Genomic DNA, 12787 nt, shown 5'->3' with positions numbered 1-12787 from the left:
CACTTGTCCCTATCGTCTAGAGGCCTAGGACATCGCCCTTTCACGGCGGTAACCGGGGTTCGAATCCCCGTAGGGACGCCATATTTAAGATGGCGGATACGTTATCTTATGAAAAAGCTCAAGCATCTGACTTGGGCTTTTTTATTGCCTGTTATTTTGGCTTTCCTGTTAAAATGCGCTATAGATTAAAATTATGGAGTTGCAATGCAATACCGTTGCCCACAATGCCAAAGCCCAAAGATTATGCCCGTGGCTGAGCTTGGCTCACCTGCTGCCCGCCCGGTTGTGCCAAAAAGTTTAGTTTTTTTAGTCCCATCGGTATTTGTTTTACTCAGCTTGGTGCTGATTAGTATTGCGATGTGGATTTTTAGCGATGGCGCAGGTCAAATCTTACAAATGCTGACCATTGCGGCATTTGTGGTATGTTTAATTGCCGGCTTCTTATTCTCTAGAGATTTCTCTGACTTTAAATTGTCTATGCAAGCGTTTATGCAGTCACAAAAAAAATGGAAATGCCGTCAGTGCAACCATGAATGGCAAATCTAAGTTTTTGATTGCCCTTCATCTTTAGATCAATGCGTATGATCTTTATGGTCATGCGCATCTTTATGTTGATGCTCGCTGATACAGACTTGATCTTCAAGCTGTAAGGTAACTTCACTAATCCCATGTTCATGGGCGAGCAATTCTGTTGCTGCATGATATAAGGCATTACGGTCAGCTTGAGGGGCATATAAATGTGCGGTTAAATGAATATTTTTAGAACTAATCGCCCATACTTTAAGTTGATGAATACCCTCAACGTGTTGAAGTTGCAATAAGTCATGACGTAGCTTTTCAATATCAATTTCTTCTGGCACACCTTCGAGCAAAATATGCACACTTTGTTTCACCAAAACCCATGTGCGTGGCAATATCCAAAAACCAATCACAACTGCCACAACGCTATCGACCCACATCCAACCGGTAAAATAAATCACAATGGCAGCCACAATCACGCCCACCGAACCTAAAGCATCACTTAAGACTTCTAGATAAGCCCCTTTCATATTTAAGTTATTTTCGGCACTCGAAAATAAAATACGCATAGAAATTAAATTGACAATCAGACCTGCTGTAGCTACCAACATCATACCGATACTTTGAATTTCAGGCGGCTGACTAAAGCGTTGATACGCTTCATATAAAATGTAAATTGCAACCACAAATAACATGCCTGCATTAAATAAAGCAGCAAGAATTTCAAAACGCTGATAGCCAAATGTTCTTTTGTTATCGGCAGGCAGCTTACCAATTTTAATGGCAAGTAAAGCAATCGCTAAGGCCACAGCATCGGTCAGCATATGCGCAGCATCCGATAACAAAGCCAAACTTTGTGTCATAAAGCCTGCAATGACTTCAATCACCAAAAAGGTAGTGGTCAGCAATAAGGCTAGACTGAGTTTTTTAAAATTTTCTTCTGTCACAGTGGCATGACTATGATCGTGTTGACCGCTCATCATTGCCCTCTTTTAAGTTTGCTGTTATGCCTTTAACTTAACAAGAAAATGGGGAGATACAATTCAAGCCTCACATAATTGCTACACAATAAAAAACCAGCCCGAAGGCTGGTTTTTTTAATGCGTGGAATTAGCCACCAATTTTGCGGTATTTTTGACGCTTGGTCACTAAGTCATCACCATCACGTTTACGACGGTATTCTTCAAACTCGGCATAGTTACCTGTGAAGAATTCAGGTGTTTCACCTTCAAATGACAAAATGTGCGTTGCAATACGGTCTAGGAACCAACGGTCATGCGAGATCACCATTACAGTACCTGGGAAGACTAAAATTGCATCTTCTAATGCACGTAAAGTTTCGATGTCCAAGTCGTTCGACGGTTCATCGAGTAAGATAACGTTTGCACCAAGCTGTAGGATTTTAGCCAGTTGTAAACGGTTACGCTCACCACCTGACAATTGACCAACGCGTTTTTGCTGATCTTGACCTTTAAAGTTAAAGCGACCGATATAAGCACGTGAAGCAATTTCATAATCGCCAATACGTAAAATATCTAAACCGCCAGAGACTTCTTCCCAAACAGTTTTGTTGTTGTCTAGGGTGTCACGGATCTGACCCACATAAGCCACTTTAACTGACTCACCTAGAACCACAGAACCTGTATCTGGTTGTAATTCACCGGTCATCATACGGAACAGTGTGGTTTTACCCGCACCATTTTCGCCGACAATACCCACAATCGCACACGGCGGTACAACAAATGATAAATCTTTATAAAGTAACTTATCACCAAACGATTTGCTGATGCCTTCAACTTCTACAACCTTGTTACCTAAACGTGGACCAGGTGGAATGTAGATTTCAGAAGTTTCGTTACGTTGTTGGAATTCACGCGAGTTAAGCTCTTCAAAACGCTCCATACGCGCTTTGTTTTTCTTTTGCTGGCCTTTAGCGTTTGAGCGAACCCATTCAAGTTCTTTTTTCAAGGCTTTCGCAAAAGATTCTTCTTGCTTGTTCTCTTGCTCTAAACGGGCATTTTTCTGCTCTAACCAAGAAGAGTAGTTGCCTTGGTATGGAATACCCATGCCACGGTCAAGCTCAAGAATCCACTCCGCCACGTTATCTAAGAAATAACGGTCATGCGTAATGGCAACAATCGTACCTGGGAAATCTTTTAAGAAACGCTCTAACCAAGATACAGATGATGCATCTAAATGGTTCGTTGGTTCGTCGAGAAGTAACATGTCTGGCTTAGACAACAGCAAACGGCAAAGTGCAACACGACGACGCTCACCACCTGACAGTTTAGTGACATCAGCATCCCATGCTGGCAAGTTTAATGCAGCTGCAGCTTGTTCAAGTTGGTTATTTAAGTTATGCGCATCCCAAGTTTGGATAATCGCTTCTAACTTCTCTTGTTCTTTTGCCAGCGCATCAAAGTCAGCATCTTCTGCTGCATATTCAGCGAATACTTCGTCAAGACGTGCCAAAGCATCTAATGCTTCACGTACGCCATCTTCAACGTTACCACGAACGTCTTTAGTTTCGTCTAAAGGTGGTTCTTGCTCAAGGTAGCCGATTTTGATACCTGGTTGTGCACGCGCTTCACCAGAGAAATCTTTATCTACGCCCGCCATAATACGAAGCAAGGTTGATTTACCTGCACCGTTTAAACCAAGAACACCAATTTTAGCGCCCGGGAAAAATGATAAAGAGATGTCTTTTAAGATTTCGCGTTTCGGCGGAACCATCTTCGACACACGGTTCATCGTGTAAATATATTGGGCCACGTAGGACTCCTCAATAGAAAACTAATTTCGGGGATGAAGCGCCCCGGCTCAAATGAGCGAAAAAATAATCGGGTATTATACGATGAATACTTTGAAAAAATAAGGCATGTTGCTTAACTTGCTCAGTTTGTTGTAAATATCTTTTTAAAACCAAATCATCTGCTTGATTTCAATACGATTATCTTGTTTTTAAGTTAAAAATTATTGCATCCATACAGTCATCACGTCTATGTGTGTTTTATAAGCTATACATATGTCAACGCGATGAATGTGACTATAAAATTTTGTACCTGTACATACCACTTAAAAGCCAAGATTTAGCTTTTACAATCATTCGGCTGTCTTCTCGGTGTAATTTTTGCATGCTATAAGCTCAAAACAAGGTCTACCTTATTTTTTGCTGATTACCCAGCATGTATGCCTTGCTTAGACGACGTAAAATGCGGATTTTTTAAACAAAACTGGCATTTTTATTGAAATCGACTATGATTTGCAACACTTAAGCATATGAAGCCAATGACTTCTATGTCAAACAATGTCATAAAAAAACAAGAGCTCATTTTAAGAATAGGTCAGGAAACATTACCGTGAAGGCAAAGTTTGAAAAATTGTTACATAAGCGTGTAGAAGGCAAAATTGTGTTGGTCACTGGTGCATCCAGCGGTATTGGGCTAACCACAGCGCATAAATTAGCCGATGCAGGTGCACATGTGCTGCTCTTGGCACGTACCCAAGAGACCTTAGATGCGGTCAAAACAGACATTGTGGCACGTGGAGGCCAAGCCTCTGTTTATGCCTGTGATTTAAATGATTTAGAAGCCATTGATCGCGTGTCGGCACAAATTTTAGCGGATGTCGGCCATATTGATATTTTAATTAATAATGCTGGCCGCTCGATTCGTCGTGCGGTGCATGAATCATTTGATCGTTTTCATGATTTTGAACGCACTATGCAGCTTAATTACTTTGGCTCGGTACGTTTAATTATGAACTTACTGCCTAAAATGATGCTGCGTCGCCAAGGGCATATTATTAATATTAGCTCGATTGGTGTCTTGGCCAATGCCACACGCTTTTCAGCCTATGTGGCCTCTAAAGCCGCACTTGATGCATTTAGTCGTTGTTTGTCTGCTGAGGTACATTCACACAATATCGCGATTAGCTCAATTTATATGCCTTTGGTGCGCACACCGATGATTGCACCGACCAAAATGTATAACTATGTGCCGACCTTAAGCCCTGAACAAGCAGCCGATTTAGTCGCTTATGCCGTGATTAAACGCCCGAAAAAAATTGCCACCAGTTTGGGTTATCTTGCCTCAATGACCTATGCAGTTGCACCAGACGTTAACAATAAATTGATGTCAATTGGCTTTAATTTGTTCCCAAGTTCAAGCGCATCGGTGGGGCAACCACAAAGGCTGAATTGGCTACAAAAGGCTTATGCGCGTATTTTCCCCGGTGAACATTGGTAAAACTAAATCATATGCTTTGCATAAGCTAGGCATGAAGCCTAAGGACAAGATTTTCTTGTCAATTGTATGAATACGCTTTATGTTCTCGAAGATTACTTTTTTATAGTGAACGTTTAGCTTGCCTATATGCACTTTGATGTTGCATGTGGCAATTCTTTAAATGAATAGATTGAATTTAAAATTATGAAGTGGCACATCGTCCTTGTTTACGCCTTTTTAGCCTTTGCCCTGTTTTTGAGTTATGGCATCATCAGCAGTATTGCAACACAACAATATGAACTGATGGAGATTGTCGCCGATATTGGTGCAATTTTGATTTGTTTAGATTTAGCTGCATCGACCTACTTTTTAAAGTTAGTCAAACATCCCAACCCAAAAACTCAAACACATATGCCAAAAGCCCAAAAAGTGGTGAAAGTGACACGTAAAGTGGGACACTTTGGCATTATGCTGATTTTGTGCGGTTGGATTGTGCCGATGCTTTAAAAAAAAAGAGCGCTTCAGCGCTCTTTTTTATTCATCTAAAAATTGCACCTTTCCAGTTTTCACATCATAAATTGCGCCAACAATCGCAATCTTGGCTTCATCATGTAATTGTTGAAGCACAGTACTATGTTGCAAGATATAAGCAATGTTATATAAAACATTCATACGCGTGACTTGATCAAGAAATGCCGGACTCAACTCAAGCGGCTGCATTAAACGATGTACGCTATTGACCGATTGCATTAAAGGTCCAAGCACATATTGAATATGTGGCATACCAGTAACGTCTTCAATGTTCTGATTGTTTAAACGTAACTGACAAGCACTGCTGACTGCACCACAGTCTGTGTGACCGAGTACCACAATCACTTTTGCTCCTTTGGCTTGGCACGCAAATTCAAGTGAACCTAAAACTTTTTGCCCCGCCACGTTGCCTGCAATACGTAAACTAAATAGATCCCCAATCCCAACATCAAAGATCATCTCGGTTGGCGCGCGTGAGTCCATACAACCTAATACTGCGGCGATCGGATGCTGTCCTTCATCGGCAGTTACGCGAATTTGACGATAAATATCACGCTGTAAGCGATCATTGTCTACAAAGCGCTGATTACCCTCTTGTAGAATGTTAAGCACTTGCTGTGGGCTTAAATTCCGTTGTAAATCTGCAGTGGCAATATCAATATCCAATACAGCATCATCTAAGTCGGCATAATGTTGTTTAAAGCCAATCAGCTTTAAATCGACCTTACGCTGCACTGCAGTTTGGTTTTGATACTCTTGAATCACATCATAAATATCTGGATCAATACTGTGGCAATGCGTAGCATCAATGATCAGTTTTTCGTGTTTATGAACATGTGATAATGCCGTAATTAAACTGGAGCGATTTAAAAAGGTCACTTGTGAAGGTAGTTCAATACGCGTGACGACACCGTGTAAATGTTTTTCTTTGTACACGCGTACGCCTTTGTGCAAGTTGCCGTATAAGATAAAACCGGCACTAACCAAAAGACCAATCAAAATACCGCTGAGTAAATCTGTAAATAAAATTGCCAACAGGGTGATCATAAACGGTAAAAATTGTTTCCAACCCTTACTGAGCATTTGCTTAAATAATTTAGGATGCACCAGTTTAAAACCCGTCAGAATCAGCACCGCGGCTAAGGCCGAAAGCGGGATCAAGTTCATCAGCGGTACAAGAAACAGCACAGCAAATATCAACAAAACACCATGGGTAATACTGGAACATTTACTACGTGCACCAGCATTGGCATTAACTGAGCTACGAACAATCACTGAAGTCAGTGGCATACCGCCTATAAATCCTGATGCCATATTGCCCACCCCTTGCGCCCAAAGTTCACGATTTGGCGGTGAGGCGCGTTTATAAGGGTCTAATTTATCTGCAGCTTCTAAATTAAGTAAAGTTTCTAATGACGCCACTACAGCCAAAGTTATTGCACCGCTATAAATCAGCGGTTCTGCCAAATAGCTCCAATCAGGCAACATCAGCATACTACTTGGATTGGCCAATACATTGGGTAGTTGAATGAGGTTTTGAGGTTGAATACTCAAACCCAAATAAGAACTTAAAACGACATTAAGTACTGCTGCTAGCAATACTGCAATTAAGGCAGAAGGCAGAAGTAACTTCTTTAATGGGCTTGCATCCCATGCCAACATGAGCAATACACTTAATACACCAATACCGGCTGCAATAGGATCAATCTGTGCCATAGACAACTCAGGCAATTGACGCCAACTAAAATCAGCAATACCAAATAGGTAAGGGAGTTGGCTTAAAATCAAAATTACACCAATCGCGGCCAATAAACCCAAAATCACGTTATTTGGCACAAAATTAGCAAAAAAACCAAGTTTGAATATGCCAAACAATAACTGCAGTAGACCTGCAAAAATCACAGACAATAAAAAAGCGGCATAGTTGCCGCCGAATTGCTCAAGTTGCATTAAGATGACTGCGCTTAAGCCAGCAGCAGGACCGGCTACACTAATATGTGAGCCACTTAATGCGCCAACCACAATTCCCCCGACAATACCTGCAATAATACCGGCCATAATCGGTGCGCCTGAGGCTAAAGCAATGCCTAAACACAAAGGTAAGGCGACTAAAAACACCACAATACCTGAGAGTAAATCCTTAAGATGAAATGTACTTGTTTGCTTTAGATTTAACATATTGTGCAACCATTTATCATAAATTAAAGAGTCTAAAAAATACTTAACTCCAATAAACAGGTTGATTCCCTTAAAACAACCCAGCGCCAATATGCGTGATTTTTGTACGTTTTTTCCAGGTGATTTATGCTATTAAATTGTGTGATTTTTATTCTTTTTTAAGCGCTTTAAGTTTCACTTCAGTTTAGTTTGTTAGCGTATAAGGTTGGCAGGCATTGCCATAAAAAAACCTCCCATGAGGGAGGTTTTTTTAACGCAGCTTTAAAGGATTATTTAGAACCTTTAATACCCGCTTGTAATAACAATGCACCTAAACCACCAATTTTGGCTTCTTGTGGTTTTTGTTGCTGTGGTTTTTTCGCTTGTGGGCGGTCGCCTTGTGGACGTTGCTGCGGACGTTTAGCTTGCGGCTTGCGCTCAGTCGCTTCACGGCGTGGTTGACGCGGTGCTTTGACTGGCTGAGAACCTTCAGGACGCATAGACAAGTTGACTCGCTGACGTTCAGTGTCTACATTCAGTACACGTACTTGTACGATTTGACCTGGCTTAACCACTTTATGTGGGTCGGCTACAAATTCGTTAGCAAGTTCTGAAATATGCACTAAACCATCTTGATGCACACCCACATCCACAAATGCACCAAAGTTGGTTACATTGGTGATCACACCTTCTAAAGTTAAACCTTCGGTAAGTTGTTTTACATCGGTGATGTCATCACGGAATTTTGCAGTACGGAATTCAGGACGTGGATCGCGACCCGGTTTTTCAAGTTCGTTTAACACGTCTTGAATGGTTGGTAGACCGACTTTTTCATCCAAAAATTCTTCAGCATTTATTTGGCGAATAATTTCTGAATTACCAATAATGTCTTTGACTGTTGTGCCTTTAGCCGCAACAATTTTTGCTACTAAGTCATAGCTTTCAGGATGCACAGCCGATGCATCGAGTGGCTCAGCGCCTTCTTGAATACGTAAGAAACCTGCGGCTTGCTCAAAAGTACGCTCGCCTAAACGTGGTACATTTTTAAGCGCAGTACGTTGTTCAAAACGGCCATGTTCTTTACGGTATTCAACAATTTGTTGCGCAATGGCTTTGTTTAAGCCTGCGATATAACCCAAGATCGCCGCAGATGCTGTATTCACATCAACACCTACTGCGTTCACACAGTCTTCAACTACAGTGTCGAGCATTTTTGCCAAACCTGTTTGGTTGACATCGTGTTGGTATTGACCTACACCAATTGACTTTGGCTCAATTTTAACCAATTCTGCCAACGGATCTTGTAAACGACGCGCAATCGACACCGCACCACGAATGGATACATCTAAATCTGGTAATTCTTGTGATGCAAGTTCCGACGCTGAATAAACCGATGCACCTGCTTCAGACACGGTCACACGGGTTAAGTTAAGATCGCTATTGGCAGCCATCATCTCTGCAACCACGCTTTCAGTTTCACGGCTTGCTGTACCATTGCCAATGGCAATTAGATCCACATTAAACTCGCGGCATAAACGTGCCAACTCTGCAATTGCACCAGCTTTATCATCTTTAGGTGCAAATGGATAAACTGTACTATGTGCAACCACATCGCCTGAGGCATTGACCACAGCTAATTTCACGCCTGTACGGATACCAGGGTCCACACCTAAAGTGGTGCGCGCGCCTGCTGGAGCAGATAACAATAAATGACGTAGATTTTCTGCAAATACGTTCATTGCTTCAGTTTCGGCATTTAAGCGTTTTTCTGTCAGTAATGAATGTTCAATGCTTGGACGGACTTTGCCTGACCAAAACAGTTGCGCCGTTTGCTTTAAAAACTCTTGGCGTGCTTGTGGTTGAATTGAATCTAGCTGATATTCAGCTTCGATACGTGCCAATGGTGCTGCATCTTCACCATCTACTTTTAAGCCCAATACGTTTTCTTGACGACCACGTAACATGGCCAGTAAACGATGCGATGGCACTTTGTTTAAGTTTTCAGAGAAATCAAAGTAGTCACGGAACTTTTTACCAACTTCTTTTTTCTCATCACTTGCTACAGCACTTTTGAGTAAAGCCGTTTTAGCAAACATGGCTTTTAACTCAGTGGTAAGTGCAATGTTTTGCGCCCACTCATCAATAATGATGTGCTGAATCGCAGCAAGTTGCGCTTCTAAATCGGCATAGTTTTCATGGCTAAAACCTGCCAGTGCAGCACTTGGCTCAACATCTTGAGTTAAAATTTGCGTAGCAATCTCACCAAAGCCCGCTTCTTTGGCTTTAAACGACTTACTGGTACGTTTTGGGCGGTAAGGTGCGTAGATTTCTTCTAATGCATTTTTAGTTTCTGCCGCGTTCACACGCGCTAATAAATCATCAGAGAGTTTATTTTGTTCTTTGAGTGATTCGATGACTTTTTCGCGGCGTTCAAACAAATCACGTAAATACGATAAGCGCGTATCGAGCTGGCGTAACTGCGTATCGTCTAAGCCTTGAGTTACTTCTTTACGGTAACGCGCAATAAATGGAACGCTGGCACCTTCGTCGATTAGCTTAATGGCAGCTTCGACTTGATTTGGACGTACGGCAATTTCTTTTGCCAACTGCTGAACTAAGTCAGTCATCGTGTTGATCCCACAAGGATAAGTACTAAATGCCATGATTATAAAGACCAAGACTATAAAATCCACATTTGTTTTCGTAAATTTGTGCTTGGTTGTGCCAAGCAATTTGTTATAGTTTTCATTAAGCGCTCAAAATAACAGCAAAAATACACTTAAAGCTAAGCTTGATGAGGTATTTACAGCGATGTTCGCTGTATATATTTGGTATCTATGTCTTGATTTTAGCTCGAATATTTGTTGCTTTAGAACATAGTAAACCCCATTGAATATCGTATACTCAAATCAGACCTGACGATGACAATAAAGAATAAGGAGCACATCATGAGTTTAGTTGTACCCGCTGAAAATTTAGATGCTGTACAAGAAACTGACCGCGTCGAACGCATTCTCGTTGTAGATGATGATGTGCGTTTACGTACCCTGCTACAGCGCTTTTTAGAAGATAAAGGCTTTGTGGTGAAAACCGCGCATGATGCCACGCAAATGGATCGCTTATTACAGCGTGAATTATTCTCGCTGATTGTGCTCGACTTTATGTTGCCGGTAGAAGATGGTTTAAGTATTTGTCGTCGTTTACGTCAATCCAATATTGATACCCCAATTATTATGCTGACCGCACGTGGTAGCGATGCTGACCGCATTGCAGGCTTAGAAGCCGGTGCAGATGACTACTTACCAAAACCATTTAACCCAAATGAATTGTTGGCACGTATTCGTGCGGTATTGCGTCGTCAAGTACGTGAAGTACCGGGCGCGCCAAGCCAACATATGGAAGTGGTCAGTTTTGGTCCTTGGTCGCTTGATTTATCTACCCGCACCTTAACGCGTGAAGGTCAAGTGGTGACCTTAACCACGGGTGAATTTGCTGTGCTTAAAGCGTTGGTACAACATCCGCGTGAGCCACTCACCCGTGACAAACTGATGAATTTGGCGCGTGGTCGCGAATGGGGTGCGATGGAGCGTTCCATTGACGTTCAAGTGTCACGTTTACGCCGTTTGATTGAAGAAAATCCTGCCCGTGCGCGTTATATCCAAACCGTATGGGGTGTGGGTTACGTCTTTGTGCCCAATGGTGCAGAATAATCAAGCTTGGGTTTACACATGTAAACCCTATTTTTTTGACTGACCTTGAGAACAACGGTGAAACTTGATCCTCTAGACCCACAAGACTTTACAGATTACGTCGCGTATTCAGAGAAGAAACGTACGCATAGCGAGCGTTTTTTGGACAAGATTAAACCGCGTTCGGCTGCCATGCGCACTACCGTGTTGGTGTTGTTTGTGGTGGTGTTTAGTTTATTCATGTCAATTTGGTTTTTTTGGCGCACCCTATATTTGCCTGAAATTCAGCAGCATGCACGTTATTTGGCAGTCGAACTTGATATTTTAAGTGATCCTGATTTACGTATTTATCATCAAGGGGAAATGGTTGATCCACAACTATGGCTCAAAGATCGCATGGGACTTGAGTACATTAGTAACCCCGATGAATTTCCCAATATTCGCGACAAAGTGCTGGCTGAATTTTTTACCAATGAAATTGAAGCCACACTTGCCAAAGAGCTTGGGATGCAAAATATTACGGTGTACTTTCAATTTAAGCCGAGTCCACGCATTTGGATTCAAACGCCGCATATGAATGGCAACTGGGTACGTGAACCATTAAAAACCTATGCCAACTATAGCCCTGAATTAATTTTGGTGTGGTTACTTGGTACACCCTTGATTGCCGCGATGATTATTTTAACTTTGGTGCGTCAGCTTAATCGTCCATTACGTCGTTTACAAAATGCAGCCAACAGCTTTACTAAAACCGGTACTGCACCTTATTTAGATACCAATCATGGTCCACAAGAAATTCGTCAGGTCAATCAAGCCTTTAACCGTATGATTTATTCTTTAGATCAAACTGAACGTGAACGCCGTATTATGTTGGCAGGGATTTCACATGATTTACGCACGCCCTTAACACGTATTCGTTTAAGTGCTGAGATGATGCCAGATGATGACTTTTTGAAAGAAGGTCTGATTTATGATGTCGAAGATATGGATGCGATTTTAAATCAATTTATCTCCTATATGCGTGATGGTTCAGACGAAGAACCGCAAGACACCGACCTCAATAGCTTATTACAAGAGCTTGTGGTGCAATTTAAGCCTTTAAATATTCGCTTTAGTCCCCATGAACTTCCTATTATTCAAGCGCGCAGTCTGTCGCTGAAGCGTTTAATTGGTAATTTAATTAACAATGCCAAACGCTATGGGGCAGAACCCATTGATATTTCTGCAAAAATGATTAATGAGCGTATTTTGATTTGCGTTGCAGATCATGGCGAAGGGATTCCTGAAGATCAAATTCAAGATCTCATGCAACCCTTTGTACGTGGCAATGCGGCGCGTACAGTACAAGGCAGTGGCTTAGGTTTAGCGATTGTGAAACGTATAGTTGATATTCACCAAGGTGAACTTTTGATTCAAAATCGCCCTGAAGGCGGCTTAGAAGCCATTATTTCATTGCCGCTTCATCAAAAGCCAAAACCTGAAATTGAAACACATAGTACACTTGAAAAACTTAAGCAAAGCTTAAGTGATCGCTTTTAACCATTGTTCAATATTTAAACAAATATATTTGTTTAAAGCATTAACCAATTGGTTTAATTTTATTAAAATCATGTGCTTATACTTTATAAGTATAATTTATACCCACATTTTTTAAAAAAATTAGAC

General features: G+C 41.5%; 9 protein-coding genes and 1 tRNA gene. 6 read left to right on the top strand and 4 right to left on the bottom strand.

All coding sequences use genetic code 11. The features are described from left to right. Nucleotides 1–5 precede the first annotated feature (5 nt). Nucleotides 6–81, top strand: a tRNA-Glu gene (locus Q0Z55_RS01700). 123 nt (nt 82–204) lie between these two features. Then, nucleotides 205–546: a hypothetical protein gene (locus Q0Z55_RS01695; protein ID WP_297423383.1), complete on the top strand. Its 342-nt coding sequence runs from the start codon at nt 205–207 to the stop codon at nt 544–546. Nucleotides 547–572: 26 nt separating this feature from the next. On the opposite strand, the gene Q0Z55_RS01690 is transcribed toward Q0Z55_RS01695, so the two are convergent. Next, nucleotides 573–1499: a cation diffusion facilitator family transporter gene (locus tag Q0Z55_RS01690; RefSeq protein ID WP_297423379.1), complete on the bottom strand. Its 927-nt coding sequence runs from the start codon at nt 1497–1499 to the stop codon at nt 573–575. A 130-nt stretch (nt 1500–1629) separates the two neighbouring features. Continuing rightward, complete coding sequence (ettA, locus tag Q0Z55_RS01685; protein WP_297423376.1) at nt 1630–3291, bottom strand: energy-dependent translational throttle protein EttA; 1662 nt, start codon at nt 3289–3291, stop codon at nt 1630–1632. Between the two features lie 587 nt (nt 3292–3878). Between ettA and Q0Z55_RS01680 the strand changes: the two genes are divergently transcribed. Together Q0Z55_RS01680 and Q0Z55_RS01675 are read left to right on the top strand one after the other, a co-directional pair. Continuing rightward, a complete protein-coding gene (locus tag Q0Z55_RS01680) occupies nt 3879–4766 on the top strand; it encodes an SDR family NAD(P)-dependent oxidoreductase (RefSeq protein ID WP_297423372.1) in 888 nt (295 codons plus the stop codon). A gap of 183 nt (nt 4767–4949) precedes the next feature. Beyond that, nucleotides 4950–5252 (top strand): hypothetical protein, encoded by a 303-nt coding sequence (locus Q0Z55_RS01675; protein ID WP_297423370.1) that lies wholly within the window; start codon nt 4950–4952, stop codon nt 5250–5252. A gap of 27 nt (nt 5253–5279) precedes the next feature. On the opposite strand, the gene Q0Z55_RS01670 is transcribed toward Q0Z55_RS01675, so the two are convergent. Then, nucleotides 5280–7454: a SulP family inorganic anion transporter gene (locus tag Q0Z55_RS01670; RefSeq protein ID WP_297423367.1), complete on the bottom strand. Its 2175-nt coding sequence runs from the start codon at nt 7452–7454 to the stop codon at nt 5280–5282. Nucleotides 7455–7723: 269 nt separating this feature from the next. Then, entirely contained in the window at nt 7724–10060 is a 2337-nt protein-coding gene (locus tag Q0Z55_RS01665) for a Tex family protein (RefSeq protein ID WP_297423364.1), read from the bottom strand. Between the two features lie 321 nt (nt 10061–10381). Between Q0Z55_RS01665 and ompR the strand changes: the two genes are divergently transcribed. Together ompR and Q0Z55_RS01655 are read left to right on the top strand one after the other, a co-directional pair. After that, nucleotides 10382–11143 carry a two-component system response regulator OmpR gene (ompR, locus tag Q0Z55_RS01660; protein ID WP_297423361.1) on the top strand — a complete coding sequence of 254 codons (762 nt, stop codon included), beginning with the start codon at nt 10382–10384 and terminating at the stop codon, nt 11141–11143. 57 nt (nt 11144–11200) lie between these two features. Then, the gene (locus tag Q0Z55_RS01655) at nt 11201–12661 is read left to right on the top strand and encodes an ATP-binding protein (protein WP_297423358.1); all 1461 of its coding nucleotides are present in this window, start codon (nt 11201–11203) and stop codon (nt 12659–12661) included. Nucleotides 12662–12787 lie beyond the last annotated feature (126 nt).

The organism is uncultured Acinetobacter sp. (assembly GCF_947626835.1).
Taxonomy (GTDB): Bacteria; Pseudomonadota; Gammaproteobacteria; order Pseudomonadales; family Moraxellaceae; genus Acinetobacter.
The sequence above is the reverse complement of the archived record's forward strand: the minus strand, read 5'-3'. Positions and strand labels throughout refer to the sequence as shown.

Bases quoted from the DNA above. Each gene is read 5' to 3' on its own strand.
- Q0Z55_RS01675 (WP_297423370.1), top strand. From the start codon at position 4,950: ATGAAGTGGCACATCGTCCTTGTTTACGCCTTTTTAGCCTTTGCCCTG.
- ompR (WP_297423361.1), top strand. From the start codon at position 10,382: ATGAGTTTAGTTGTACCCGCTGAAAATTTAGATGCTGTACAAGAAACT.
- Q0Z55_RS01665 (WP_297423364.1), bottom strand. From the start codon at position 10,060: ATGACTGACTTAGTTCAGCAGTTGGCAAAAGAAATTGCCGTACGTCCA.
- Q0Z55_RS01690 (WP_297423379.1), bottom strand. From the start codon at position 1,499: ATGAGCGGTCAACACGATCATAGTCATGCCACTGTGACAGAAGAAAAT.
- Q0Z55_RS01670 (WP_297423367.1), bottom strand. From the start codon at position 7,454: ATGTTAAATCTAAAGCAAACAAGTACATTTCATCTTAAGGATTTACTC.
- Q0Z55_RS01695 (WP_297423383.1), top strand. From the start codon at position 205: ATGCAATACCGTTGCCCACAATGCCAAAGCCCAAAGATTATGCCCGTG.